General features: G+C 54.4%; 21 protein-coding genes and 1 other annotated feature. Of the genes, 13 read left to right on the top strand and 8 right to left on the bottom strand.

The annotated features are described in order from the left end of the window. The first annotated feature begins 190 nt into the window (after positions 1–190). The 10 genes from N0B36_RS01385 (at position 191) to ybaK (ending at position 11,784) form a co-directional block, all read left to right on the top strand. Positions 191–2,335: a TonB-dependent siderophore receptor gene (locus tag N0B36_RS01385; RefSeq protein ID WP_047501876.1), complete on the top strand. Its 2,145-nt coding sequence runs from the start codon at positions 191–193 to the stop codon at positions 2,333–2,335. A gap of 2 nt (positions 2,336–2,337) precedes the next feature. Beyond that, positions 2,338–3,162 carry a hemin ABC transporter substrate-binding protein gene (locus N0B36_RS01380; RefSeq protein WP_259685644.1) on the top strand — a complete coding sequence of 275 codons (825 nt, stop codon included), beginning with the start codon at positions 2,338–2,340 and terminating at the stop codon, positions 3,160–3,162. An 18-nt stretch (positions 3,163–3,180) separates the two neighbouring features. Further along, positions 3,181–4,527 carry a heme anaerobic degradation radical SAM methyltransferase ChuW/HutW gene (hutW, locus tag N0B36_RS01375; protein WP_259685639.1) on the top strand — a complete coding sequence of 449 codons (1,347 nt, stop codon included), beginning with the start codon at positions 3,181–3,183 and terminating at the stop codon, positions 4,525–4,527. A 3-nt stretch (positions 4,528–4,530) separates the two neighbouring features. Then, positions 4,531–5,025: a heme utilization cystosolic carrier protein HutX gene (hutX, locus tag N0B36_RS01370; RefSeq protein WP_016155886.1), complete on the top strand. Its 495-nt coding sequence runs from the start codon at positions 4,531–4,533 to the stop codon at positions 5,023–5,025. After that, positions 5,025–5,648 (top strand): anaerobilin reductase, encoded by a 624-nt coding sequence (gene chuY / locus N0B36_RS01365; RefSeq protein WP_016152097.1) that lies wholly within the window; start codon positions 5,025–5,027, stop codon positions 5,646–5,648. The genes hutX and chuY overlap by 1 nt, the downstream gene beginning before the upstream one ends. Before the next feature lie 51 nt (positions 5,649–5,699). Beyond that, positions 5,700–6,692 carry an iron ABC transporter permease gene (locus N0B36_RS01360; protein WP_016152096.1) on the top strand — a complete coding sequence of 331 codons (993 nt, stop codon included), beginning with the start codon at positions 5,700–5,702 and terminating at the stop codon, positions 6,690–6,692. Then, positions 6,689–7,459, top strand: a complete 771-nt coding sequence (locus N0B36_RS01355) for a heme ABC transporter ATP-binding protein (protein WP_259685629.1) — start codon at positions 6,689–6,691, stop codon at positions 7,457–7,459. The genes N0B36_RS01360 and N0B36_RS01355 overlap by 4 nt, the downstream gene beginning before the upstream one ends. Before the next feature lie 146 nt (positions 7,460–7,605). Next, complete coding sequence (copA, locus tag N0B36_RS01350) at positions 7,606–10,107, top strand: copper-exporting P-type ATPase CopA (RefSeq protein ID WP_259685622.1); 2,502 nt, start codon at positions 7,606–7,608, stop codon at positions 10,105–10,107. 202 nt (positions 10,108–10,309) lie between these two features. Next, on the top strand, positions 10,310–11,104 hold the full coding sequence (locus tag N0B36_RS01345; protein WP_047358021.1) for a TraB/GumN family protein: 795 nt from the start codon (positions 10,310–10,312) through the stop codon (positions 11,102–11,104). 200 nt (positions 11,105–11,304) lie between these two features. Next, the gene (gene ybaK, locus N0B36_RS01340; protein WP_016152092.1) at positions 11,305–11,784 is read left to right on the top strand and encodes a Cys-tRNA(Pro)/Cys-tRNA(Cys) deacylase YbaK; all 480 of its coding nucleotides are present in this window, start codon (positions 11,305–11,307) and stop codon (positions 11,782–11,784) included. A 181-nt stretch (positions 11,785–11,965) separates the two neighbouring features. Here the strand turns inward: ybaK and ushA are convergent, their stop codons facing one another. Further along, positions 11,966–13,618, bottom strand: coding sequence for a bifunctional UDP-sugar hydrolase/5'-nucleotidase UshA (gene ushA, locus N0B36_RS01335; protein ID WP_200079443.1), 1,653 nt, complete (start codon positions 13,616–13,618; stop codon positions 11,966–11,968). A 297-nt stretch (positions 13,619–13,915) separates the two neighbouring features. On the opposite strand from ushA, the gene fsr reads away from it, so the two are divergent. Both fsr and ybaL read left to right on the top strand, forming a co-directional pair. Continuing rightward, positions 13,916–15,136 carry a fosmidomycin MFS transporter gene (gene fsr / locus N0B36_RS01330; RefSeq protein ID WP_016155879.1) on the top strand — a complete coding sequence of 407 codons (1,221 nt, stop codon included), beginning with the start codon at positions 13,916–13,918 and terminating at the stop codon, positions 15,134–15,136. A 224-nt stretch (positions 15,137–15,360) separates the two neighbouring features. After that, positions 15,361–17,040: a YbaL family putative K(+) efflux transporter gene (ybaL, locus tag N0B36_RS01325; protein ID WP_016152087.1), complete on the top strand. Its 1,680-nt coding sequence runs from the start codon at positions 15,361–15,363 to the stop codon at positions 17,038–17,040. A 45-nt stretch (positions 17,041–17,085) separates the two neighbouring features. Here the strand turns inward: ybaL and gsk are convergent, their stop codons facing one another. After that, complete coding sequence (gene gsk, locus N0B36_RS01320; RefSeq protein WP_016152086.1) at positions 17,086–18,390, bottom strand: inosine/guanosine kinase; 1,305 nt, start codon at positions 18,388–18,390, stop codon at positions 17,086–17,088. 152 nt (positions 18,391–18,542) lie between these two features. Between gsk and aes the strand changes: the two genes are divergently transcribed. Next, positions 18,543–19,502, top strand: a complete 960-nt coding sequence (gene aes / locus N0B36_RS01315) for an acetyl esterase (RefSeq protein ID WP_200079442.1) — start codon at positions 18,543–18,545, stop codon at positions 19,500–19,502. Here the strand turns inward: aes and hemH are convergent. From hemH to dnaX, 6 genes are all read right to left on the bottom strand, one after another. Then, positions 19,499–20,461: a ferrochelatase gene (gene hemH / locus N0B36_RS01310; RefSeq protein WP_016152084.1), complete on the bottom strand. Its 963-nt coding sequence runs from the start codon at positions 20,459–20,461 to the stop codon at positions 19,499–19,501. The two genes, aes and hemH, sit on opposite strands and share 4 nt — an antisense overlap. A 180-nt stretch (positions 20,462–20,641) precedes the next feature. Then, on the bottom strand, positions 20,642–21,286 hold the full coding sequence (adk, locus tag N0B36_RS01305) for an adenylate kinase (RefSeq protein WP_003021773.1): 645 nt from the start codon (positions 21,284–21,286) through the stop codon (positions 20,642–20,644). A 232-nt stretch (positions 21,287–21,518) separates the two neighbouring features. Beyond that, on the bottom strand, positions 21,519–23,393 hold the full coding sequence (htpG, locus tag N0B36_RS01300; RefSeq protein ID WP_016152083.1) for a molecular chaperone HtpG: 1,875 nt from the start codon (positions 23,391–23,393) through the stop codon (positions 21,519–21,521). Positions 23,394–23,503: 110 nt separating this feature from the next. Next, on the bottom strand, positions 23,504–24,109 hold the full coding sequence (gene recR / locus N0B36_RS01295) for a recombination mediator RecR (protein WP_016152082.1): 606 nt from the start codon (positions 24,107–24,109) through the stop codon (positions 23,504–23,506). Further along, positions 24,109–24,438: a YbaB/EbfC family nucleoid-associated protein gene (locus N0B36_RS01290; RefSeq protein WP_003021764.1), complete on the bottom strand. Its 330-nt coding sequence runs from the start codon at positions 24,436–24,438 to the stop codon at positions 24,109–24,111. Before N0B36_RS01290 ends, recR begins: the two co-directional genes overlap by 1 nt. A gap of 58 nt (positions 24,439–24,496) precedes the next feature. Then, positions 24,497–26,428 carry a DNA polymerase III subunit gamma/tau gene (gene dnaX, locus N0B36_RS01285; RefSeq protein WP_200079441.1) on the bottom strand — a complete coding sequence of 644 codons (1,932 nt, stop codon included), beginning with the start codon at positions 26,426–26,428 and terminating at the stop codon, positions 24,497–24,499. Next, positions 25,100–25,164: a sequence feature (DnaX frameshifting element), on the bottom strand. (Overlaps the previous gene by 65 nt.) Positions 26,429–26,437 lie beyond the last annotated feature (9 nt).

Raw genomic sequence — 26,437 nt, 5'->3', positions numbered from 1 at the left:
GCACAAATCCTTTTAATTCACATTGTTATATCCGATTCAGATCACATTTCAGCATTTATTGACCACGCAAAATTGACTCAAATCAAAAGATGTATCAGTTCTGCACCTTTCATCTTGAACAAAGGGAAACAATTTTATATACAAACGCGAATGATAATGATGATCATTTACATTCAATAAAGGTTCTCTTATGTTGCCACGGATTAATCAAAGGCCATTTATTCTTTCAGCCCTGACATTATGCATGTCCGGCGCTACTTTTGCAGCGACCTCTCCAACACACGGTTCAACGTCCGACGAAGATACAGTAATCGTTACGGCTAACCGCACAGAAAGTAGTCTCTGGGATAGCCCGGCAACCATTCAGGTTATCGATCGCCAGACGCTACAAAACTCCACCAGCGTTTCTCTTGCTGATGATTTACAAGATATCCCCGGCGTCGAAGTTACCGATAACGCTCTCGCAGGTCGGAAACAAATTCGTATCCGTGGCGAAGCTTCTTCGCGGGTGCTGATTTTGATAGACGGCCAGGTCGTCAGCTACCAACGTGCCGGACAAAACTACGGAGCCGGTTTACTGATTGACGAATCCGCGCTGGAACGTATTGAAGTGGTCAAAGGCCCTTATTCTGTCCTCTACGGTTCGCAGGCAATTGGCGGCGTCGTGAACTTTATTACCAAAAAAGGCGGCGATAAGCCTCTGGGTGGTAGCGTTAAGGCTGTTTATAACTCCGCAACGGCAGGATGGGAAGAGTCAGCGGCAGCCTGGGGAAGTATCGGTAACTTTGACTACCGTATCAATGGCAGCTATTCCGACCAGGGGGATCGCGATACACCTGACGGAAGATTGCCCGACACCAACTTCCGTAATAACGGCCAGGGAGTGTGGCTTGGCTACAACCTCGATCGCCACAAAATTGGACTCTCACTCGACCGTTATAAGCTATCCACTCAAACCTGGTTTGACGATCCCGAAGGTCAGTTCGACGACTTTAGCGTCAAAATTCCTAAGCTGGAACGCGAGAAAATCGGTCTTTTCTACGACTATGCGGCCGACGGGGATTACCTGAAGAACATCCATTTTGACGCATACACCCAGACAATAGAGCGCAAATTTGAAAACCGGGTCAAAACGACCCAGATTATCCCCAGCCCGATGATTAAAGCGCTGACGGTAAGCAATCAAACCAATACCAACGACAAACAATATACCCAGGGTGTAACGCTGCAGGGCAATATCTCCCTTCCGGCTAACAACACGCTGGTGATTGGCACTCAGTATCAGCATGACAAAATAAAACAAGACACGGACGGCAGTACGCGCCAGACCGCGGCTACCGGCTTCTTCGATACGCAAACCCGTACCCTGTCATATAACGAAGCGGAACAAAGCAACACCTCACTGTTCGCGCAAAACGACTGGCGCTTTGCCGATGACTGGACGTGGACCGTGGGCGCACGCCAGTACTGGCTGTCTTCGAAACTCAATCGCAACGATACGCAAACTATCCAAAGCAGCGGCACCACCAGGCAATCCACCGGGGGAAATTCCGTTCACGATGATGAACTGGTGACCTCGACCAGCCTGCGCTATTCCGGCTTTGAAGATCTTGAACTCCGGGCTGCATACGCCCAGGGCTATGTCTTCCCCACGCTTACTCAGTTGTTCATGCAGACATCCGCCGGCGGCAGCGTTACCTACGGCAACCCAAACCTGAAGGCTGAACACTCGAATAACTATGAGTTGGGCGCGCGGTATAAAGGGAATATGTGGCTGATTGACGGCGCTATTTATTACTCCGAAGCCAAAGACTATATCGCCAGTCTGGCCTGTTCAGGCCAACCCGTTTGCAACAGCAACACCACCTCTTCCCGCGGCGGCTATTACTACTACGACAACATCGATCGTGCCAAAACCTGGGGCATGGAATTAACTGCAGAATACAACGGCTGGGCGGTTTCCCCCTACCTGAGCGGTAATCTCATTCGCCGTCAATACGAAGGCAACACCATAAAAACCTGGGATACCGGCGAACCCACGCTGACCGGGCGCGTTGGCCTGAAACATACCTGGTTGATGAATGTCGCTAACGTGACGTCCGATGTCTTTATTCGCGCGGCGTCCCGCGCCAAAGATAATACCGGCACCACGGAAATAAACTATCCAGGCTGGGCCACGCTTAACCTCGCATTCAACACCGAGTTTGGTCCGCAGGACCAGTATCAGGTCAACCTCGCGCTCAACAACCTGACCGACAAGCGTTACAGAACCGCGCATGAATCTATCCCAGACGCTGGTTTCAATGCCGCTGTTGGCTTTGCGTGGAATTTCTGACGATGAAAAAACTCATGATTGGCTTACTGAGCCTCGCCTGTGTTTTCAGCGCCCAGTCCGCTGACCGCCTGGTGGCGGCGGGCGGTTCGCTTAGCGAACTGATTTACGCCATGGGCGTCGGCAACCGGGTGGTTGGCGTCGATGAAACCACCTCGTACCCATCTGAAACTGCCGCACTCCCGCATATCGGCTACTGGAAGCAGTTAAGCAGCGAGGGCATTTTATCGCTGCACCCGGACAGCTTTATCACCTGGCAGGATGCAGGCCCTCAAATCGTTTTGGATCAGCTCCGGGCGCAGAAAGTTAACGTCGTTACATTGCCGCGCGTACCGGCCACCGTCGAGCAGATGTACGCCAACATTCGGGAGCTGGCTCAAACGCTGCGCATTCCTGAACAAGGTGAAGCGCTGGTCAATCGCCTGCATCAACGTCTGGATCGTGTTCAGCACAGCGTGGCGGCGAAAAATGCGCCGGTCAAAGCCATGTTCATTCTCTCCGCTGGCGGCAGCGCGCCGCAGGTCGCCGGCAAGGGCAGCGTTGCCGATGCCATTATGACCCTTGCGGGCGCACAAAATGTCGCCACCCACGCGCAGTATAAAAGTTACAGCGCGGAGTCGCTGATCGCCGCCAACCCGGAGGTGATCGTGGTGACGTCGCAAATGGTGGATGGCGATCTGGCTCGTCTGAGCGCGATTGCCGGTATTACCCACACTGCGGCCTGGAAAAATCAGCGCATTGTGGCGGTAGACCAGGCGCTGATTCTGGGAATGGGGCCTCGCGTCGCCGATGCGGTTGAAGCCCTGCACCAGCAATTCTGGCCTCACTAACTGGATTTATAAAAAAGAATGAAAACTGAACACTCGCTGGATCTCACCGCGCATTTTGCGCTTGAGGGAAGTCAGCCCTTTAAGGATCGCCGCGCCACAATGCCATGGCGCGGGGCGATTCCGATTGCCAAAGAGCTATTGTCACAAACCTGGCAGGATGTTATCAGCCAGCCTACCCCGCCGCGTAAACGGCTGGTGTACTTGCATATCCCTTTTTGTGCAACGCATTGTACTTTCTGCGGTTTTTATCAAAACCGGTTCGAAGAAGATCACTGCGCCCGCTACACCAACGCGCTGTTGCGCGAAATCGAGATGGAAGCCGATAGCGCGTTACATCAGTCAGCCCCAATTCACGCCGTCTATTTTGGCGGCGGTACGCCTTCAGCGCTGTCAGCACGGGATCTGGGCAGAATCATCACCGCGCTGCGTGAAAAGTTACCGCTGGCGCCGGACTGCGAAATTACCATTGAGGGACGAGTGCTCAATTTTGACGATGCGCGAATTGATGCCTGCCTTGACGCTGGCGCCAATCGGTTTTCGATCGGTATTCAATCTTTTAACAGCCGGATCCGCAAGAAAATGGCGCGCACCTCGGACGGCCCAACCGCAATTGCCTTTATGCAGGGGCTGGTAAAACGGGATCGTGCCGCCGTGGTATGCGATCTGTTGTTTGGTCTGCCAGGACAAGATGCAAAACTGTGGGGCGACGATCTGGCGATTGCCCGTGACATCGGCCTCGACGGCGTAGATCTTTATGCGCTGAACCTGATCCCCAATACACCGCTTGGCAAAGCAGTTGAAACCGGGCGCACAACCGTTCCCTCTCCCGCCGAACGTCGCGATCTCTATCTTCAGGGTTGCGATTTCATGGACAACGCGGGCTGGCGCTGCATCAGCAACAGCCACTGGGCGCGTACCACGCGTGAACGCAATCTGTACAACCTGCTGATTAAACAGGGAGCGGACTGTCTGGCATTCGGCTCAGGCGCCGGGGGATCAGTCAATGGCTATTCCTGGATGATCGAGCGCAATCTGACGACATGGCATGAATCTATCGCCGCCGGGAAAAAACCGCTAATGATGATGATGCGTACCGCCGAGCGTGGTTTCCAGTGGCGACACACTCTCCAGGCGGGCATTGAAACGGCCCGCGTCCCGCTGGATGAACTGACGCCTCATGCACAAAAACTGACCCCGCTACTGACCCAATGGCATCACGCAGGACTGACGCGAGATGCCAGCACCTGTGTGCGCCTGACCAATGAAGGGCGTTTTTGGGCGAGCAATATTTTGCAGTCTCTTGATGAACTTATTCAGGCACTTAACGCGCCGCGCATTGCGGTAGAACAACCATACCAGGAGTGAATTATGAGCCATGTCTCTTTACAGGATTTTTTGAAAACTGAACCGGACGGTACGCTGGAAGCTATCGCTGCCCAGTACAACACCACGCTGCTGGAGGTGGTGAAAAACCTCCCCTCCCCGACGCTGGTTTCCGGCGATCAATTTGATACCGTCTGGGAAACCGTCAGCGAATGGGGCAAAGTCACCACCCTGGTCCATACTGCTGATGTCATTCTGGAATTCACCGGTGAATTACCTTCCGGATTCCACCGTCATGGCTACTTCAACCTGCGCGGTAAAAAAGGCATGACCGGTCATATCAAGGCAGAAAACTGTACGCATATTGCCCTGATTGAACGCAAATTTATGGGAATGGACACCGCGTCCATTCTCTTCTTTAACCAGGCGGGTAGCGCGATGTTCAAAATTTTCCTCGGTCGGGATGAGCATCGACAGTTACTGGCCGAACAGGTCAGCGCCTTTCACGCGTTGTCTTCATCTTTAAAGGAACATGCCTGATGGCTCCATGGCTCATTTTTGGTGCGGGTGGTAGCGGCGTCGGTGCGAAAACGCTTGAACTCGCACTGGCGGAACAACGTCCGGTGATTGCCGTCGTTCGCAACGCACAGGTCGCTGCAGGGTTGCAGGAAAAAGGTGTGCAGGTCTTCATCGGCGACGCCTGCGATAGTCAGGTCACCGCCTGTGCCTGTCGCGCAGCGGGTCAACATGCCACGGTGATCTCCTCCATGGGCGGCGCCCAGGATTATCTGGCGCACAGAACCGTCATTGATGAAGCAGAAAAAGCGGAGATCAAGCGCATGATTCTGGTGACCTCACTCGGCTGCGGTGACAGTTGGCCTTTTCTTTCTTCACGCGCAAAGGCCGCATTTGGTCAGGCTGTACGGGAAAAATCGTTGGCTGAAAGCTGGCTACAAACCAGTCGACTGGACTACGCCATTCTCCGCCCCGGCGGTTTGCTAAACGGTGCAGCCACCGGCCAGGCACAACGAATACAGGCTCAGGAGTGTCACGGCTTTGTAATGCGTGCAGATGTTGCGAAGCATATTCACGAACTGGCCACTGCGCCGGCACTCAATAACCAGATTTACAGTTTGGTTGAGCCGGGGCTGAAACCCGCGTAAACCCCTCACGGCGCGGGAACTCCGCGCCGCAAAGACGTTATGGAGCGTTACGTGCTTAAGGACTCGCTTTCTTCCGTCAGCATCCTGACGGGTCTTTCTCTTTTGCTGGTTGCTCTGATGCTCTTCGGTGCCAGCCAGGGAGCGCTGAACATTAGCTTCAGCGCCCTGTTCAACGACGAATATCGTGATATCTGGTTAAACATCCGCTTGCCTCGCGTGCTGCTGGCCGTTCTGGTCGGTGCTGCGCTGGCGACGGCAGGGGTCATCATGCAGGGACTTTTTCGCAATCCGATGGCCGATCCTGGCCTACTTGGCGTCAGCAGCGGCTCCGCGCTGATGGTCGGCATCGCGATAGTTATCCCATTTTCGTTCCCCGTGGTGCTGGTGCTGTATGAGCAGATGATTTTTGCCGTTGCAGGCAGCATGGTGGTCTGCACGATTATTTTCCTGATAAGCCAGCGTCATAACCACGGTGGAATGATGCAACTGCTGTTAGCCGGTATCGCTATCAATGCCCTGTGCGGTTCGGCTATTGGCGTACTGAGCTATGTGGGCGACGAGCAGCAGCTACGTCAACTTACATTGTGGATGATGGGAAATCTCGGCCAGGCCCAGTGGCCAACGCTGTTGGTTGCCAGCACGTTTGTTCTTCCAGCCATTGTTGTAACCATCTGCATGGCGGGAACGCTTAATTTACTGCAGTTGGGTGATGAAGAGGCGCATTACCTCGGCGTAAACGTCAAACGTAAGCGTCAGCAGTTACTGTTGCTCAGTTCGCTCCTGGTTGGCGCTGCGGTTTCCGTCAGCGGCGTAATTGGTTTTATTGGCCTGGTGATCCCACATCTGATCAGAATGACGACCGGTGCCGATCATCGCTGGTTGATTCCCTGCTCTACGCTGGCCGGTGCCTGTTTACTCCTGATTGCCGACACGTTGGCCCGCACACTTGTTCAGCCAGCCGAAATGCCCGTTGGCCTGTTAACCAGCCTGATCGGTGGACCGTATTTCCTGTGGTTAATACTGCGTAGCCGGAGGGTGTCATGATCGTCGCTGAAAATCTGGTCTACCACATTCAGGGAAGACGACTGACCGACGACGTTTCCCTGACGCTACCTGATGGAGAGATCATCGCGATTCTTGGCCCGAACGGAGCCGGGAAATCGACGCTGCTACGCCAGCTTACGGGATATCTGCAGCCCCACAGTGGGCGTTGTAGCATGTTTGGCAAGCCGCTGGACAAGTGGTCAATCACCGAGCTGGCAAAAACCCGTGCCGTGATGCGCCAGAATAGTCATATGGCCTTCCCGTTTAGCGTTCAGGAGGTCATTCGCATGGGCAGACATCCGTATCGTACGCGCAACACGGGCGATGAAACGGAGCACATCATGGCATTGTGTGATTGCCAGGCGCTGGCCGCACGCGATTACCGGCATCTCTCGGGAGGAGAACAACAGCGGGTACAACTGGCGCGCCTGCTGGTTCAGCTTTGGGAGCCCGAGCCTGGGCCGAAATGGTTGTTTCTTGATGAACCCACCTCCGCGCTGGATATTCACCACCAGCAGCACCTTTTTCGTCTGCTACGTCGTCTGGTGCGTGAACGGCAGCTTAACGTCTGCTGCGTCCTGCACGATCTCAACCTCGCGGCGCGCTATGCCGACCGTGTGGTATTGATGGAACGCGGCAGAATAGTTGATAACGGATATCCGCAGGATGTTCTGAAGCAACGGTCGCTGAACGCGCTGTACGGTGCCGATCTCACGGTCATAAATGAACCGAAGCATCGAACGCCGATTATCGTCCTCAATCAATAACAGACCGGGAACCCCTGACGTGGCGTTCCCGTTTTTCTCCCTTTACACCCTTTTTTCACCTTTTCTAAAAACGTCCTTGACCTTCCCCTTGCTGGAAGGTTTAACCTTTATCACAGTCAGTTAATCCTGCAAAAAAGGAGTTGGTTATGTCTCAAACAATCGATCTAACCCTGGACGGCCTGTCCTGTGGTCACTGCGTAAAACGCGTTAAAGAAAGCCTGGAACAACGTCCGGACGTTGAGCAAGCGGATGTCACCGTGACAGAAGCGCATGTTACCGGGAGCGCCAGCGCAGAAGCGCTGATTGAAACCATCAAACAAGCCGGTTACGGCGCGGAGTTAAGCCACCCAAAGGCTAAACCGCTGACGGAGTCATCAATCCCGTCGGAAGCACTGGCAGCGGTCCCTTCCGAGCTTCCGGCAGCTACGGCTGATGATGACAGCCAACAGTTGCTGTTAAACGGCATGAGCTGCGCCAGTTGTGTGACCCGCGTACAAAATGCATTGCAAAGTGTACCGGGCGTCACGCAGGCACGGGTAAACCTGGCGGAACGCACTGCGCTGGTAATGGGCAGTGCCTCCGCCGCAGATTTAGTACAGGCGGTTGAAAAAGCGGGCTACGGCGCAGAAGCGATTGAAGATGATGCTAAGCGTCGCGAGCGTCAGCAAGAAACCGCCGTGGCAACCATGAAACGTTTTCGCTGGCAGGCAGCCGTCGCGCTGCTCCTGGGTATCCCGGTCATGGTATGGGGCATGATTGGCGACAACATGATGGTGAGCGACGACAACCGCAGCCTGTGGCTGATGATTGGTCTGGCAACGCTTGCCGTGATGGTTTTCGCGGGCGGTCACTTTTACCGCAATGCGTGGAAAAGCCTGATGAACGGCACCGCGACCATGGATACGCTGGTGGCGCTGGGTACGGGGGTGGCATGGCTCTATTCCATGAGCGTCAACCTCTGGCCGCAATGGTTCCCGATGGAAGCGCGACACCTCTATTATGAAGCCAGTGCCATGATTATCGGTCTGATTAACCTCGGACACATGCTGGAAGCGCGGGCTCGCCAACGCTCGTCTAAAGCACTGGAAAAACTGCTCGATCTGACACCGCCGACCGCACGCGTCGTCACTGACGAAGGTGAAAAGAACGTGCCGCTGGCAGAGGTGCAGGCTGGAATGTTGCTGCGTCTGACCACCGGCGACCGCGTTCCGGTTGATGGCGAAATCACTCAGGGTGAAGCCTGGCTGGATGAGGCCATGCTGACCGGGGAGCCGATTCCACAGCAAAAAGGCGCACGCGATAGCGTCCACGCCGGTACGGTCGTACAGGACGGTAGCGTGCTGTTCCGCGCCAGCGCTGTTGGCAGTCACACCACGCTGTCGCGCATTATTCGTATGGTGCGCCAGGCGCAAAGCAGCAAACCGGAAATTGGCAAACTGGCCGACCGCATCTCCTCGGTGTTCGTTCCGGTCGTGGTCGCCATTGCGCTAGTCAGTGCGGCTATCTGGTATTTCTTTGGACCGGCGCCGCAGATTGTCTATACGCTGGTAATCGCCACCACCGTCCTGATTATTGCCTGCCCTTGTGCGCTGGGTCTGGCAACGCCGATGTCGATTATTTCCGGCGTCGGGCGCGCCGCTGAATTTGGGGTGCTGGTACGTGATGCCGATGCGCTGCAGCGCGCCAGCACGCTCGATACCATCGTGTTTGATAAAACCGGGACGCTAACTGAAGGCAAACCACAGGTTGTCGCCATCAAAACGTTTGGCAATACCGACGAAGCGCTGGCAATTCGTCTGGCAGCGGCCCTTGAACAGGGTTCCAGCCACCCGTTAGCCAGGGCGATTCTGGACAAAGCAGGTGATGTCACGCTGCCGCAGGTCAACGGTTTCCGTACGCTGCGCGGTTTAGGCGTCAGTGGCGAAACGGAAGGTCATACGCTGCTGCTGGGAAACCAGGCGCTGCTCAATGAACAGCAGGTAGATACCACTGAAATGGAGGCTGAAATCACCGCTCAGGCTTCCCAAGGCTCAACCCCGGTACTGTTAGCGATTGACGGTAAAGCGGCAGCGCTGTTAGCGGTACGTGATCCTCTGCGTAGCGACAGCGTGGCAGCGCTCCAGCGTCTGCACCGCGCCGGGTATCGTCTGGTGATGCTCACCGGCGACAACCCAACGACCGCCAACGCCATTGCCAAAGAGGCGGGTATTGATGAGGTGATTGCTGGCGTTCTGCCTGACGGTAAAGCCGAGGCAATTAAACGTCTGCAGAGCCAGGGGCGTCAGGTTGCCATGGTCGGTGACGGTATCAACGATGCGCCTGCGCTGGCTCAGGCTGATGTAGGGATTGCCATGGGTGGCGGCAGCGATGTGGCGATTGAAACCGCCGCGATTACGCTGATGCGCCATAGCCTGATGGGCGTTGCCGATGCGCTGTCTATCTCCCGGGCAACGCTGCGCAATATGAAGCAGAACCTGCTCGGCGCGTTTATCTATAACAGCATCGGTATCCCCGTTGCCGCTGGGATTTTGTGGCCGTTCACCGGAACACTGCTCAACCCGGTCGTTGCCGGGGCGGCGATGGCGCTCTCCTCCATTACCGTGGTGAGCAACGCTAACCGACTGCTGCGCTTCAAACCTAAAGAGTAAGCCTTTACCGGATGCCGCTCTGAACGGAGCCCCAAATCATTCGCGTTGCATTAAGGCGGCAAGTATAAAAACCCCAGGAGCATAGCCAACTATGTGACTGGGGTTTTTGCTCGCTGCCAATAAAGAGGCTAAGGGAATGATGAAGTGTATTTGCACCTTCCAGGACCACGCGCTAGCATGGAAGTCTACTTAGGGAGGCCGTATGGATCTGTTGTACCGGGTAAAATCATTTTTCACCGCGCTACGCGGCAACCACTATACCTGGCCTGCCATCGACATCTCCTTGCCCGGTAACCGCCATTTTCATCTGATTGGCAGTATTCACATGGGCAGCCGCGATATGGCGCCTCTGCCTGCCAAATTACTCAAAAAGCTCCAGCGTGCCGATGCGCTCATTGTCGAAGCCGATGTTTCCGGCGACGACGCGCCGTTTGCCAACCTTCCGACCTTTGCCGCACTGGAAGAGCGCATCAGCCCAGAGCTGCTAGATAATCTGCACAAAGTCACCGACGAGCTGGGTATTTCCCCTTCCCTGCTGTCTACCCAGCCGCTGTGGCAAATCGCCATGGTCTTGCAGGCAACGCAGGCGCAGCAGTTGGGGTTGCGGGCAGAATACGGCATTGATTACCAACTTCTGAATGCGGCAAAACAGGTGCATAAACCCATAATCGAGCTGGAAGGCGCATCCAGCCAAATCGAGCTGTTGTGTCAGTTACCCGATAACGGACTGGCTCTGCTGGACGATACCCTGACGCACTGGCATACCAATGCCAGACTGCTACAACAGATGATGGGCTGGTGGCTTAAAACGCCGCCACGCAATAGCGAACTCACTCTACCCAATACTTTTAGCCAGTCGCTGTATGACGTTTTAATGCATCAGCGTAATGCGGCCTGGCGCGATCGACTCAGGGCGATGCCTGCCGGGCACTATGTCGTGGCCGTTGGTGCGCTGCATTTGTATGGAGAAGGAAATTTGCCGGAGATGTTACGGTAAAAAAATGGCCAATATTGCTATTGGCCCGTCAAAGAGGAATTTCATCATTATTATGATCCCGACGCTTAAAGCATCGGTGTAGTTCGATTGTCGCTCAAAGTCATCATCCTGCCAACACTATTGCGCAAGATGGTACTATTTTTTAGACAGACATCAGGCGTATGCTTGTGTCGTATTTTGTCTGGGCCAGGAAAATTGCTATGACACCCGCCGTTAAATTACTCGAAAAAAACAAAATTTCTTTCCAGATCCACACCTACGATCACGATCCGTCCGAGACGAACTTTGGTGACGAAGTGGTACGCAAGTTAGGTCTGAATGCGGACCAGGTCTACAAAACGCTACTGGTTGCCGTGAATGGCGATATGAAGCACCTGGCGGTTGCCGTTACGCCGGTAGCCGGTCAACTGGATCTCAAAAAGGTCGCCAGGGCGTTGGGAGCCAAAAAGGTCGATATGGCCGATCCGATGATCGCGCAGCGAACCACCGGGTATCTGGTAGGCGGCATCAGTCCGCTGGGGCAGAAAAAAAGATTGCCGACGCTCATCGACGCTCCCGCCCAGACGTTTGACACCATTTATGTGTCCGGCGGCAAACGCGGGCTGGATATTGAACTGGCAGCAGGCGATTTGGCGAAAATTCTGGATGCGAAATTCGCCGATATCGCACGCCGTGATTAATTGTCTTTTGCCCATTGATACGGCGATTGCGCCTACTGCGATTACAGGTTGTGATTGGTGAAGACAGTTTGGACTCGGCCAGCGCGCAGGAACCGGAGCATAGAGGTAATAAGTAGGATTATTGGGCCGCCATGAAGGGCGGCCCGGTGGAGCGGATAAAATGATGCCCCAAATTGCCCTGTTACTGCCAGCTTACCTCGCCCTTCGGCTCATACGCACCGGCATCGAGCGGTGAGTTCTTCTGTACGTACTCTTTCAGCACTTCCGCATCAATAAACCCGGTATTCACATAGCCAGGCTTGTTATCAATTCGCGGATAGCCATCGCCGCCGGTGGCATTGAAGCTCAGCGTTGCCATGCGATAGGTTTTGGCTGGATCAACGGGTTCGCCTTTAATTTTCAAATCGTTAAGTTTGCCGTCTTTCGCCACGAAGCTGACGTTGGCAAACTGCGGATAAGCCCCGGAATCCGGCTTCATTTGCGCCACGGCGGTCAGATAGTCAATCACCTCTTTCCCGCTCATGTCGGCGTACACCACGATGTTACCGAACGGCTGCACTTTCAGCACGCTCTTATAGGTGATATCACCGCCTTCGATGGAGTCACGGATACCGCCGCCGCTCATCACGCCAAAATCAGCGCTGGTTCGCGCCATTTGCGCAGCCAGCAGTAAATGCCCCATGTTGGTCTGCACGAAACGGACTTTGCTACGGTCGCCTTCGAGGCGCGCATTGACGCTACCAATTTTCACGTCGAGCTGCGCTTTGCCTTTATTCTGGAATGGCGTCAGCAGAGAAAGCATTTGCTGATTTTCTGCAATTTCCGGGGTGTAGAGTACGCGCTCACTTTTACCGTTGTCCCAGGTCACTTTTTTCTTCAGGTTGACGGGGATGAGCTGGTAGTTAACCATTTTCATTTCGCCATTGCGGAACTCAAAGTCCGCCCGCCCCACGTATTTCCCCCACTCATGCGCCTGCACAATCCAGATCCCGTTTTGCTTGTCTGGCGCACACGGCGTACCCGGTACGTAATCAACCTGCTTCTTGTTTTCCGCGGCCATACATACCGGATCCTGCGAGTGACCACCCACAATCATTGCCAGCGCTCCCGCCGGCAGGCTGCGCGCCATTTCTACGTCGCCAGGCGCGTTCGAGCCGTGATTGCCATTGTCATAATGTCCCATATGGGTGGTCGCAATAATGATGTCCGGCTTTTCCCCCATATTCAGTTCCTGGATAACCAGTTTGGCTTCATCAGCAGGTTTACGGAACTCAATATCGGTAAAGAACTCTGGGTTGCCAATTTTCGCCGTATCGTCAGTGGTTAAACCGAGTACGGCAATTTTTAAATCCTGGCGCTTAAAGATGGCCCACGGCTTAAACAAACGCTCACCGGTGCTTTTCTGATAGATATTGGCCGAGAGAAACGGGAATTTGGACCATTTTTCCTGCTGGCGCAATACGCTAAGCGGATTATCAAACTCGTGGTTTCCGACCGCCATCGCATCATAGCCAATCAGGTTCATTCCGCGAAAATCAGGTTCCGCATCCTGCAGATCGGACTCCGGTACGCCGGTATTAATGTCGCCACCGGAAAGCAGCAGTACACTGCCTCCTTCCTCAGCCACCTCTTTACGAATACCGTCCACCAGCGTTTTTTGTGCCGCCAGCCCGTATTCACCGTATTCGCTACGCCAGAAGTGACCGTGATGATCGTTGGTATGCAGAATGGTAATTTTGTAGGTTTTATCTTTTTCGTACGCCTGTGCAGGTTGACCTGCCAGCGCAAATGCGGCTAATAACGCCAGCGCCACGCCCCGTTTTAAAAACTTCATATTTCACTCCCTGACTCAATATCAACCGCCATACCCGTTATCCTTCAAATTACATGTGCGTTGGCTGCGCTCACTTCCCCCTGTCGCTTATGCAGTAAGCTCCTGGGACTCTCGCGTTTGCCGCCTACCTGTAAGTCGAATTAGTTCGGGCATAAAATTACAGCTACTGAAAATAATAGCCGAAAATGTTTTCAGAAATGAGACTTCCTTCAAACACCTTCCGCAGGTATGTTAGTCAGGTAATAATAACAAATTAGATTACCCTCATAATCGCAACCCAAACAGAAGTGACTTTCTATGGCAATAAGTGAACCAACCCAGCCAGTGGCTGGCGCGTCAGCGTCGGTTGCTAAAGCACGCACCTCATTTGGCATTTTAGGGGCAATCAGCCTCTCCCATCTGCTAAACGATATGATCCAGTCGCTGATCCTGGCGATTTATCCGCTATTGCAGTCAGAGTTCTCGCTGACGTTTATGCAGATAGGGATGATTACCCTGACCTTCCAGCTTGCTTCCTCACTGCTGCAACCGGTTGTGGGTTACTGGACGGATAAATACCCGATGCCGTGGTCGCTGCCCATTGGGATGTGCTTCACGCTGAGTGGGCTTGTTTTGCTGGCCATGGCCGGCAGTTTCCATATGGTCCTGCTCGCCGCAGCGCTGGTTGGTACCGGCTCTTCGGTATTTCACCCGGAATCATCCCGCGTGGCGCGAATGGCCTCCGGCGGTCGTCACGGTCTTGCCCAGTCAATTTTCCAGGTTGGCGGCAACTTCGGTAGCTCTCTGGGACCGTTACTGGCGGCTGTCATCATCGCGCCATATGGTAAGGGTAATGTGGCATGGTTTGTGCTGGCTGCGTTATTAGCGATTGTCGTTCTGGCGCAAATCAGCCGTTGGTATGCCGCGCAGCACCGGATGAGTAAAGGAAAACCGAAAGTCGCCATCGTGAATCCGTTACCACGGAATAAAGTGGTACTGGCGGTAAGCATCCTGCTGGTACTGATTTTCTCCAAATACTTCTATATGGCGAGCATCAGCAGCTATTACACCTTTTATCTGATGCAAAAATTCGGATTATCGGTACAAAATGCCCAGTTTCACCTGTTTGCCTTCCTGTTTGCCGTCGCAGCCGGGACGGTGATTGGTGGACCATTGGGCGATAAAATTGGCAGAAAATATGTTATTTGGGGCTCTATCCTCGGCGTAGCACCCTTTACCCTCTTTTTACCCTACGCAACGCTGGAATGGACCGGGATTTTAACCGTGATCATTGGTTTTATCCTCGCATCGGCGTTTTCTGCCATTCTGGTCTACGCGCAGGAACTGCTTCCTGGCCGTATCGGCATGGTTTCTGGGCTATTTTTCGGTTTTGCCTTCGGCATGGGCGGCTTGGGAGCCGCGGTGTTAGGGCTGATTGCCGACCATACCAGCATCGATTTGGTCTACAAAATATGTGCTTTCCTGCCACTACTGGGGATACTGACCATATTCTTACCTGATAACCGACATAAAGCCTGATTTTCTGACGGCCAAAAGTAAATTTTGGCCGTCAGACTTACAGTAGCCATCAGCCTTTGCCTCTCACATACCGCTGTACTTTTCCGATCCGTGCTTTTTTACGTCTAAAATCCTATTTTCATCAAAATTCAATAATTATTCACAAACAAAAACATCAAAATTGTCATAAACTATTACTCGTCGTTTGAGTTTTCAGGATTATCACAGCAACCAAAGGAGACGGAATGCATCACGCCACCCCGCTTATCACCACCATTGTCGGCGGCCTTGTGCTCGCTTTTATATTAGGCATGATTGCCAATAAACTACGTATTTCTCCTCTGGTGGGATATCTGTTAGCGGGCGTTCTGGCCGGTCCATTTACACCTGGTTTTGTTGCTGATACCAAGTTAGCGCCTGAACTGGCCGAGCTTGGCGTAATCCTGCTGATGTTCGGCGTGGGGCTGCACTTTTCGCTGAAGGATTTGATGGCGGTAAAGTCTATCGCCATTCCCGGCGCGATTGCCCAGATAGCGGTGGCAACGCTGCTGGGCATGGCGCTTTCAGCGGTGATGGGCTGGTCGCTGATGGTAGGGATCGTGTTTGGTCTGTGTCTTTCAACCGCCAGTACCGTGGTGCTATTGCGTGCGCTTGAAGAAAGGCAGCTCATTGACAGTCAGCGCGGGCAAATCGCCATTGGCTGGCTGATTGTCGAAGACCTGATGATGGTGCTGACGCTGGTTCTCCTGCCAGCCGTCGCTGGAATGCTGGAAAAAGAAGATGTCGGCTTTGCCTCGCTGGCCGTAGATATGGGCATTACCATCGGTAAGGTGGTGGCATTTATCGCAATTATGATGCTGGTCGGTCGTCGCCTGGTACCGTGGATTATGGCCCGCAGCGCCGCAACCGGCTCACGCGAACTGTTTACCCTGTCAGTCCTCGCCCTCGCATTAGGTATCGCATTTGGCGCAGTGGAGCTGTTCGATGTCTCCTTTGCACTGGGGGCATTCTTCGCCGGCATGGTGCTGAACGAATCTGAACTGAGTCACCGTGCGGCGCATGACACCCTGCCGCTGCGCGATGCGTTCGCCGTACTGTTCTTCGTTTCCGTCGGGATGCTCTTTGATCCCATGATTCTGATTCAGCAGCCGCTGGCGGTGCTGGGCACGCTGGCGATTATCATCTTTGGTAAATCCCTTGCCGCCTATTTCCTGGTGCGCCTGTTTGGTCACTCCCAACGCACAGCGCTCACCATTGCCACCAGCCTGGCGCAGATTGGTGAATTTGCCTTTATCCTGGCGGGTCTGGGCATGGCGTTAAACCTGCTGCCGCAGGCCGGACAGAATCTGGTGCTGGCGGGGGCGATCCTGTCCATCATGCTTAACCCGGTGCTGTTCGCGGTGTTAGAAAAATATCTCGCCAAAACAGAAACGCTGGAAGAACAGACGCTAGAAGAGGCTATTGAAGAAGAGAAGCAAATTCCGGTGGATATCTGCAATCACGCCCTGCTGGTTGGCTTTGGGCGCGTCGGTAGCCTGCTGGGCGAGAAATTGATGGCTGCGGGGATCCCGCTGGTAGTTATCGAAACCTCACGTACCCGAGTGGATGAACTGCGCGAGCGCGGGATCCGCGCGGTGCTGGGAAATGCCGCCAACGAAGAAATTATGAATCTGGCGCATCTGGATTGCGCACGCTGGCTGCTGCTGACTATTCCCAATGGCTATGAAGCGGGTGAAATTGTCGCTTCAGCACGCGAGAAGTGCCCGTCGATTGAAATTATCGCCCGCGCGCATTATGACGACGAGGTGGAATACATTACCGAACGCGGCGCCAATCAGGTCGTCATGGGTGAGCGTGAAATCGCCCGTACCATGCTGGAACTGATTGAAACGCCGCCTGCTGGTGAGGTGGTCGTTACAGGCTGATGTCGTTGCCGGATGACGCTATCGCTTATCCGGCATGTGCATGATTTAACGATCCCAGTACGACTCTTCGAGGCTATCTTCGCGTTCCGGCAAACCGCGCGTCAGGCGCGGGGAATGCTGGTTCAGCACCTGATAACTCACGCGATTCGCATATTTACACACCTGGGCTAACGACGAATAGGTCAGCCAGGTGAACTTGTGCTTGCTGGAGTTAGGCACGTTGCTGCGGTGATAGCTGTTAGCGGTAATATCATGCAGTAATGCCGCCAGCGCGCCGTCGCCAGCGCCGTTGGTATTCATGATCTTCTCTGGCCCGCCCATATACGGCGCGATGTGCGAATACACACGCAGCGGATTGGTACAATCTTTATGGCGCATGGCGCGGCTAAACTCGTACTGGTTGAATTCGGCAATGGCCCCAGGCAGCAGCGGATGCTGGGTTTTACGTTTGACTTCTTCTTCCGTAAAGCCCGCCATATAAAGACCCGCCGGACCCGCTGTGCACAGCACCAGATCCACCCAATCCAGCGCCTTGTCGGACGCCAGCAGCGGATCGTTTTCGCCGGTCAGCGCTTCGGCCTCTTCTTCATTCATCGCCAGAATTGAGACATGCTCTTTCAGGAATGCCTGCCACCACTGCGGATTATCGGCAATGACAAATTTGGTGCCCAGCGTCAGTACCACCGGTACATTGTGTTTTTTAGCAAACTCGATCGCCTTCATGGTCGCTTCCGGCATTGGCTCGCCCGGCTCGCAGCGCACCAGATAGGACGTCAGCACCAGCGCGGACGCTCCGGCAATCACCGATTCAGGGATACTATCCGCCCGCAGCTTGTTCATATGCCCAGGGCTGATTGCAAAGGTACGCTCACCGGACTCGCCAATCAGCGTAAAGCAGCGACCAATCGGTCCATCTACGCCCTGCAGGTAGTTCAGATCGGTACGACTGGAGGTATTGCATAAATAGCGGTACGCATAGCTGCCAATCTCGATATTGCTGCACATCACACCCAGCAGCACCGAGCGGTCATCCGCCAGCACGGAGTAGTTGTGCATCGTATTACCGATAGTACCGCCCGCAAACTGATGGGTGATCAAATTTTCACGCACCAGTTCCTGGTAGAGCGCTTCAGCGACATCATCTGCAATCACCAGAGAGTGCCCGGCGCTTAATCCATAACGTTTTACAAAGTTATCATCAACTTTGGCTTCAATATCCACCAGCGTCTGGTCAATACCCACCACCCAGGCTGCGCTGGTTTCATTTTCTGGCTGAATTTGTTGCAGCAACGGATCGCGCGCGCTGACGGGGAAATAGTGTTTGGATTTACGTTTACCGGGAAATTTCATGGTCGATTTTACGGGTGGTTAGCTGAGCGATGCATGGTAGCACATTCCCCGCTGCGCATGCGATGCGGCGCTGAGTTTCAATATCGGACGGTGAGATCGCAGTTTATCTGGGATGAATTTCTACAATAACTCACCTTCACAAGGAGCGCTTTATGAAGCCGGAAAACAAGATCCCCGTACTCGACAACATTTCGGATGAAATGAAAAGTGTGGTGAATTTTCATCGCGAAGATTTGCCACCGTGGCCCGCTGCTGATGACTTTGTGGCCCAGCGTAAACACTACATTCATGAACGGCAGTTGTGGAATGCCGATGCCCCACAGATGAATACCCGAGAATGTGTTATTTCTACCGCATGCGGCCCCGTTGCCACACGAATTTACGCTCCGCAGCCCCATAGCCAGGCGACGCTATATTACCTGCACGGCGGCGGTTTTATTCTCGGTAATCTGGATACCCACGATCGCATTATGCGTTTACTGGCGCGCTATACGCAGTGCACGATCATTGGCATCGACTATTCGCTTGCGCCAGAGGCCCGCTACCCGCAAGCCATCGAAGAGATTGTCGCCGTGTGTCAGTACTTTTATCAGCACGCTGGCGATTATACCCTTAATGTGAATCATATTGGTTTTGCGGGCGATTCCGCCGGGGCCATGCTGGCGCTTGCCAGCGCGTTGTGGTTGCGGGATAAACACATTGCCTGCGGCAAGGTGGCTGGCGTGCTGTTGTGGTATGGGCTTTACGGCCTGCAGGATTCACTGAGCCGACGGCTAATGGGCGGCGCCTGGGATGGTTTAACTCGCGAGGATCTGCTGATGTACGAAAACGCGTACCTGCGTAGCGCCGACGATCGCGAATCACCATACTATTGCCTGTTTAATAACGACCTGACGCGCGACGTGCCGCCGTGTTTTATCGCCGGTGCGGAGTTTGATCCGCTGATTGACGATAGCCGCTTATTATTCCAGACGCTACAGGCGCATCAGCAGCCCTGCCAGTACAAAATGTACCCCGGTACGTTGCACGCCTTCCTGCACTATTCGCGGATGATGAAAACCGCCGACGATGCGTTGCGGGAGGGCGCGCGTTACTTCAGAGCGCAGCTTTAACGGTAGGCTGCGGTCAGTTTAACCATCATTTCGATATGTTCCGGTGTGGCATTCAGCGCCGGAATATACTCATATTGCTTACCGCCTGCCTCAAGGAAAATCTCCCGGTTTTGCACCGCTATCTCTTCCAGCGTTTCGAGACAATCAGCCGCGAAGCCCGGACACATGACCTGGATATGTCGGGTCCCTTTCTCCGCCAGCATTTTTAACGTTTCATCGGTATATGGCGTTAACCACGGTTCACGGCCAAAGCGAGACTGGAAGGTCATCATCACTTTTTCCGGCGGCAAGCCAAGCGCTGAAACCAGCTCACGAGTCGTATCGCGGCAGCGCTGCGGGTAGTCATCGCCTTCATCGGCGTAGCGCTGCGGAATGCCGTGGTAGGAAAGCAGCAGCAAATCGGGTTCACCATGTTGAGCAAATGAATCACGGGCGCTCTTGGCCAGCGCATCAATGTAGCTGCTGTCATCGGCGTAATCACGAATAAATGAGATGCCAGGAATACTGCGTTTACGCGCTAAGATTCGCGCCAGTTCGTCCCAGACCGCCGCCACGGTAGAACAGGAATATTGCGGGTACAGCGGTAACACCACCATGTGTTCAACTCCGCTTGCCAGCAGTTCATCGACCGCGCTTTCAAGCGACGGTGAACCGTAGCTCATCCCCAGCGCGACAGGCGTATTTGGCAGACGTTGTGCCAGCGCCTGCTGTTGCGCCTTGCTGTAGACCATCAGCGGGGAACCGTCTTCCATCCAGATTGACTGGTACAGCTTTGCCACACGTGGCGCACGCAGCGGCAAAATCACACCACGCAGCAGCGGCCACCACAGCGCAGGTGACGTATCGACTACGCGTTGATCGCTTAAAAACTGGCGCAGGTAGCGCTTAACGGCTTCGGGGGTTGGGGCATCTGGAGTGCCGAGGTTTGCCAGCAGGATACCGGTTTTCGTCTGACGCATTACCGCCTCTTATCGATTCAAATTGTTGATAATTGTAGCGGAAAAGCGATAAAGAAGAACTAATTGCTGTGAAAGGTAAGACGAGAATTTGCCTGATGGCGCTGCGCTTATCAGGCCTACATAAAATCGTAGGCCGGATAAGGTGTTGACACCGCCATCCGGCATTGACTGCGCTAAAACTTAACCGAGGATTTTTTCCAGCGCTGCGCGAACGTCAGCCACAGCCTGGGTGCCGTCAACTTTCGCGTATTTGGTGTTACCCGCCTGCGCTTCTTTAGAGTAGTAGCCGATCAGCGGAGCGGTCATCTGATGGTATTCCACCAGGCGCTTACGTACGGTCTCTTCCTGATCGTCTTTACGGGTGGTCAGCTCTTCGCCGGTCACGTCGTCTTTGCCTTCAACCTTAGGCGGGTTGAATTTGATGTGGTAAACGCGGCCAGAAGCAGCGTGTACGCGACGACCCACGATACGGTCAACGATCAGCTCGTCCGGAACGTCGAATTCAAGAACGTAGTCCACGTTGATGCCTGCTTCTTTCATGGCATCAGCCTGCGGAATAGTACGCGGGAAGCCATCAAGCAGGAAACCATTACGGCAGTCTTCCTGAGCAATACGCTCTTTTACCAGCGCGATCACCAGCTCATCAGTCACCAGCTTACCGGCGTCCATGATGTCTTTCGCTTGTTTGCCCAGCTCGGAGCCAGATTTCACGGCAGCACGCAGCATATCACCGGTGGAGATTTGCGGAATACCATACTTCTCCATGATGAACTGAGCCTGAGTTCCTTTACCCGCGCCCGGAGCGCCAAGCAGAATGATACGCATTACGAAAATCCCCTTAAAGGTTGTCGATATTTTTTAAAAAGCGCTAAACGATACCACCATCACGCAATTGGCTCAAGGAAGACGCCCGACGCTGAAACGGTTAACGGTGGGAAAATTAAAAATGAGGAGAGAAAATGCCGGATCGCGGTGTAAACACCGTATCCGGCCAGGGATCGACGAGATGGTGTAAGCCGGACACGCGTTAGCATCATCCGGCATTACCTTACGGCTATCAGGACACCAGCAACTGGTTCATACGACGAATGAACTGGTTTGGATCTTCCAGCGTGCCGCGTTCAGCAAACAGCGCCTGATCCAGCAGCAGTTCAACCCACTCTTTGAACTGTGCTTCGTCCTGGGTATCCGCCGTGCGTTTGACCAGCACGTGGTCCGGGTTGAGTTCAAAGATATATTTCACTTCCGGTACGGCCTGGCCAGCAGCAGCGAACAGTTTCGCCATCTGGGTGCTCATTTCGTCCGCATCGGTGGTAACGATAGCCGGCGTGTCGGTCAGACGGTGAGTCAGACGCACTTCTTTTACGCGATCGCCCAGCAGGGTTTTCACGCGCTCAACGAACGGCGTCAGCGCTTTTTCCGCTTCTTTTGCCGATTCGTCAACGTCATCCGCCAGCTTGTCGATGGACTCGTCAGCTTTGGCTACGGACTGGAATGCCTTACCGTCGAACTCGGTCAGGTAGTTCATCATCCACTCATCGATACGGTCAGAAAGCAGCAGCACTTCGATGCCTTTCTTACGCAACAGTTCCAGGTGCGGGCTGCTCTTCGCCGCCGCATAGCTGTCTGCGGTGATGTAGTAGATTTTCTCCTGCCCTTCTTTCATCCGCGACACGTAGTCTTCCAGCGACACGGTTTGTGCGGAGGAGTCAGTGTGCGTGGACGCGAAGCGCATCAGCTTAGCGATCGTTTCCTGGTTAGCGTTGTCTTCCGCCGGACCTTCTTTCAGTACCAGGCCGAACTGTTTCCAGAAGGTCTGGTATTTTTCTGCGTCGTCTTTCGCCAGTTTTTCCAGCATCTGCAGTACGCGTTTGGTCAGCGCGCTACGCAGGTTACGGGTGACGGTGCTGTCCTGCAGGATCTCACGAGAAACGTTCAGCGGCAGATCGTTAGAATCTATCAGGCCACGCACAAAGCGCAGGTAATTCGGCATAAACTGCTCGGCGTCGTCCATAATGAACACGCGCTGAACGTACAGTTTCAGACCATGCTTGTGATCGCGGTTCCACATATCCCACGGAGCCTGAGACGGGATGTACAGCAGGCTGGTGTACTCCTGCTTACCTTCCACACGGTTATGACTCCAGGTCAGCGGATCAGTGAAGTCGTGCGCGATATGTTTGTAGAATTCGTTGTACTCGTCGTCTTTGATTTCCGACTTGTTACGGGTCCACAGCGCCTGCGCCTTGTTGATCTTTTCCCAGGAAACTACGGTCTCGCCGTCTTTCTCTTCAGATTTTTCGATCTCTACCGGCAACGCGATATGGTCGGAATATTTGCTGATGATGGAACGTACGCGCCAGTCATCAAGGAACTCGTCTTCGCCTTCGCGCAGATGCAGCGTGATTTCGGTGCCGCGATCGTCTTTGGTGATGTCGGCAACGGTGTACTCACCTTCACCCGCAGATTCCCAGAACACACCATTTTCCGGTTTATCGCCCGCTGCGCGGGTACGCACGGTGACTTTATCCGCCACGATGAACGCAGAGTAGAAGCCAACCCCGAACTGGCCGATCAACTGGCTGTCTTTCGCCTGATCGGATCCCATGGATTCAAGGAAAGATTTAGTACCGGATTTCGCAATGGTCCCCAGATGATCGATAACGTCATCACGGTTCATCCCCACGCCGTTATCGGCAATGGTCAACGTACGCTTATCTTTATCGAAGGAAACACGCACACGCAGCTCACCGTCACCTTCATACAGGTCCGGGTTAGACAGTGCGCGAAAACGCAGCTTGTCTGCCGCATCTGAGGCGTTAGAGATAAGCTCACGCAGGAAGATTTCTTTATTGGAATACAGAGAATGGATCATCAGGTGCAGAAGCTGTTTTACTTCTGACTGAAAACCACGAGTTTCTTGTCCTTTCATGTAGGTCTACCTCAACAATGCCATTTTCAATGGTAAAAACAGGTTGAGGGTGAAATGGGGACAAGCGGGAAGGATTTCAAGCGGAAGCCGCCGTCGCGGCCTCCGTTTGTTCAGAATTTAATCTTGTGTCGTCCTGCCAGAGAGTGCGACAGCGTGGTGCCATCGACCATTTCCAGCTCGCCACCAACCGGAACGCCATGGGCGATACGGCTGGCTTCAACGTCATATTGCATGCAAAGCTCAGCAATATAGTTGGCGGTCGCCTCTCCTTCGACCGTGGGATTGGTCGCCAGGATCAGTTCGCTGATTTGCTCAGATGCCAGCCGCTGCTCAAGACGATCCAGCCCGATATCATCAGGGCCAATACCGTCCAGCGGCGACAGGTGTCCCATCAGCACGAAGTAACGTCCGGAAAATTGCCCGGTTTGCTCAATGGCGTAGATGTCCGCCGGACTCTCCACCACGCAAATCTGACCATTTTCCTGGCGACGCGGGTTCGAGCAGATGTTGCAGACGTCCTGTTCTGTGAATGTGCGGCAATCGGCACAGTGGCCGATTTCCGACATCGCCTTCGTTAACGCCTGCGCCAGACGCATCCCGCCGCTGCGATCGCGCTGAAGCAGCGTGAACGCCATGCGCTGCGCAGACTTCGGGCCAACGCCCGGCAGACAGCGCAGAGCTTCCATAAGCTGAGTTAACAGCGGGCTGGTTTGCATCAGAACGGCATCTTAAAGCCAGGCGGCAGCTGCATTCCGGAGGAAACAGAGGCCATCTTCTCTTTCTGCGTCTCTTCAATACGGCGCGCGGCGTCGTTGAATGCCGCAGCAACCAAGTCTTCCAGCATCTCTTTGTCGTCTTCCAGCAGGCTTGGATCGATCTCCACACGACGGCAGTTATGCGCGCCGTTGATGGTTACTTTTACCAGACCCGCGCCAGATTCGCCGGTCACTTCCAGCTTGGCGACTTCTTCCTGCATCTGCTGCATTTTTTCTTGCATCTGCTGGGCCTGTTTCATCAGGTTACCCAGACCGCCTTTACCAAACATAGGCTTCTCTCTCAATCACGTTAAGGGATGACGACCGTCAAACCGTAAGGGCTGACGATCAAATGGGGCGAATACTCTCTTCGTCCAGGTCCGCATCGAAAAAACGACGCAGCGTCTGAATGTTATTATCCGCAATAATCGACTCACGCGCCTGCGCGAGTTTCTCTTCATAAATGGCCTGACGCCACTCCAGCGGCGTGCGCACCGCTGGATTATCATCTTCAACGATGGTCAATTCAACCGTTGACCCTGTTAAGGTACTCAATGCTTCGGCCAGTTTTTGCTGCGCGCCGCTGGAGTTAAGGTGTCGCTGCGTGGAACGCAGGTGCAGGCAAACCACGTTGCCATTCTCTTCTTTCCAAGCATTAAGCGCCACCTGCTCCACCAGTTTAGGCAGCGAGAGCTGGCTTACCTGTGCGGCCCACGGGTCGCGTTCGATGGCCTCAGCCGCCAGCTTTGCCGCCAGTTCTGGCGTTTTTTCATGCTCAAGCGCTTTTTTCAGCGCTTTCGGCGTAGCGACGACTTCTTTGACTTCTGCAACAGGATTGGTCGCTTTCCAGCGATACGCTTCTTTCTTCGCTGGCGCTTTTTCCAGCGCAGAGACCGCTGGACGCGCCTGAACACGTTCCGACACCGAAGCCAGTCTTTCCAGCGCAGCATTATTCACCGGCCGCGCGCGGGAAGCGGCTGCCGGTTCACTCTTTTTTGGTTTGGTTGCTCCCTGAGCGCGTTGCAGCTGGCTGCGTGCCGCCAGCACCTGGCTGGTAGCATCGGAGAGCGGCACATTCTGTTGCTGTTGCGCTGCCGCAGGCTGCTGCTGCGGCACCTGCGTCGGGTTCATCACCGCAGTGGGTGCGACCGGGGCAAACGAGTGTCGCGGGACTTCAGGTTCCGGGAGCGGCATGCGCGGATGAAAAGCCAGCGCACGTAGCAGCGTCATTTCAACGCCCATTCGCCTGTCCGGCGCATACGGCAGTTCTTTGCGCCCGATTAACAGAGTCTGGTAGTAAAGCTGCACATCGGTTGGCGGGACGATTCGCGCCAGTTCGCGCATACGCTGTTCAATAGCGGCCATATCGCTGCCGAGTGCGGCAGGTGAAAGCTGAACCATGGCAATACGATGCAGCAGAGCCGACATCTCAACCAGTAGCGCTTCCCATTCAATACCGCGCGCGGCGGCATCGTTCACCAGCGTCATAACGCGTTCGCCGTCCGCAGCCACAACCGCTTCAACCAGCGAGAGCGCCTGGTCGTCGTCCAGCGTGCCAAGCATGGTGCTGACCGCGTCGGTCGAGACCTGACCATCGCCGCTGGCGATCGCCTGATCGGTCAGGCTCAGCGCATCGCGCAGGCTGCCGTCCGCGGCGCGAGCCAGCAGTTGCAGCGCACGTGGCTCATGGGCGATATGCTCTTCTTTGAGGATATGCTCAAGTTGATGGCGAATCTGTTCGACATCCAACGCTTTAAGATGGAATTGCAGACAGCGCGACAGGATAGTCACCGGCAGTTTCTGCGGATCGGTGGTCGCCAGCAGGAACTTAACGTGCGCGGGCGGCTCTTCGAGCGTTTTCAGCAAGGCGTTAAAACTGTGGCGCGACAGCATGTGCACTTCGTCGATCAAATAGACCTTAAAGCGACCGCGCGCTGGCGCGTACTGGACGTTATCCAGCAAGTCACGGGTGTCTTCGACTTTGGTGCGTGAGGCGGCGTCGATTTCAATCAGATCGACAAAGCGCCCCTGCTCGATTTCACGGCAGTTATCACACACGCCGCACGGCGTAGCGGTGATGCCGGTTTCACAGTTTAATCCCTTCGCCAGCAAACGGGCGATTGACGTTTTCCCGACGCCACGGGTGCCGGAAAATAAATAAGCATGATGAATACGCCCTAACGACAAGCCGTTCGCCAGTGCCGTCAGCACATGTTCCTGGCCGACGACGTCAGCAAAGGTTTGTGGGCGCCATTTTCGGGCTAAGACCTGATAACTCATTGGCAGGCT

It is taken from the genome of Citrobacter sp. XY323 (assembly GCF_025106035.1).
GTDB classification, from domain to species: Bacteria; Pseudomonadota; Gammaproteobacteria; order Enterobacterales; family Enterobacteriaceae; genus Citrobacter; species Citrobacter braakii.
This window is presented reverse-complemented; position numbering and strand designations above follow the sequence as displayed.

Bases quoted from the DNA above. Each gene is read 5' to 3' on its own strand.
- N0B36_RS01290 (WP_003021764.1), bottom strand. From the start codon at position 24,438: ATGTTTGGTAAAGGCGGTCTGGGTAACCTGATGAAACAGGCCCAGCAG.
- dnaX (WP_200079441.1), bottom strand. From the start codon at position 26,428: ATGAGTTATCAGGTCTTAGCCCGAAAATGGCGCCCACAAACCTTTGCT.
- adk (WP_003021773.1), bottom strand. From the start codon at position 21,286: ATGCGTATCATTCTGCTTGGCGCTCCGGGCGCGGGTAAAGGAACTCAG.
- N0B36_RS01355 (WP_259685629.1), top strand. From the start codon at position 6,689: ATGATCGTCGCTGAAAATCTGGTCTACCACATTCAGGGAAGACGACTG.
- ybaK (WP_016152092.1), top strand. From the start codon at position 11,305: ATGACACCCGCCGTTAAATTACTCGAAAAAAACAAAATTTCTTTCCAG.
- htpG (WP_016152083.1), bottom strand. From the start codon at position 23,393: ATGAAAGGACAAGAAACTCGTGGTTTTCAGTCAGAAGTAAAACAGCTT.
- hutW (WP_259685639.1), top strand. From the start codon at position 3,181: ATGAAAACTGAACACTCGCTGGATCTCACCGCGCATTTTGCGCTTGAG.
- hutX (WP_016155886.1), top strand. From the start codon at position 4,531: ATGAGCCATGTCTCTTTACAGGATTTTTTGAAAACTGAACCGGACGGT.
- N0B36_RS01385 (WP_047501876.1), top strand. From the start codon at position 191: ATGTTGCCACGGATTAATCAAAGGCCATTTATTCTTTCAGCCCTGACA.
- chuY (WP_016152097.1), top strand. From the start codon at position 5,025: ATGGCTCCATGGCTCATTTTTGGTGCGGGTGGTAGCGGCGTCGGTGCG.
- ushA (WP_200079443.1), bottom strand. From the start codon at position 13,618: ATGAAGTTTTTAAAACGGGGCGTGGCGCTGGCGTTATTAGCCGCATTT.
- N0B36_RS01380 (WP_259685644.1), top strand. From the start codon at position 2,338: ATGAAAAAACTCATGATTGGCTTACTGAGCCTCGCCTGTGTTTTCAGC.
- ybaL (WP_016152087.1), top strand. From the start codon at position 15,361: ATGCATCACGCCACCCCGCTTATCACCACCATTGTCGGCGGCCTTGTG.
- hemH (WP_016152084.1), bottom strand. From the start codon at position 20,461: ATGCGTCAGACGAAAACCGGTATCCTGCTGGCAAACCTCGGCACTCCA.
- N0B36_RS01345 (WP_047358021.1), top strand. From the start codon at position 10,310: ATGGATCTGTTGTACCGGGTAAAATCATTTTTCACCGCGCTACGCGGC.
- recR (WP_016152082.1), bottom strand. From the start codon at position 24,109: ATGCAAACCAGCCCGCTGTTAACTCAGCTTATGGAAGCTCTGCGCTGT.
- fsr (WP_016155879.1), top strand. From the start codon at position 13,916: ATGGCAATAAGTGAACCAACCCAGCCAGTGGCTGGCGCGTCAGCGTCG.
- aes (WP_200079442.1), top strand. From the start codon at position 18,543: ATGAAGCCGGAAAACAAGATCCCCGTACTCGACAACATTTCGGATGAA.
- copA (WP_259685622.1), top strand. From the start codon at position 7,606: ATGTCTCAAACAATCGATCTAACCCTGGACGGCCTGTCCTGTGGTCAC.
- gsk (WP_016152086.1), bottom strand. From the start codon at position 18,390: ATGAAATTTCCCGGTAAACGTAAATCCAAACACTATTTCCCCGTCAGC.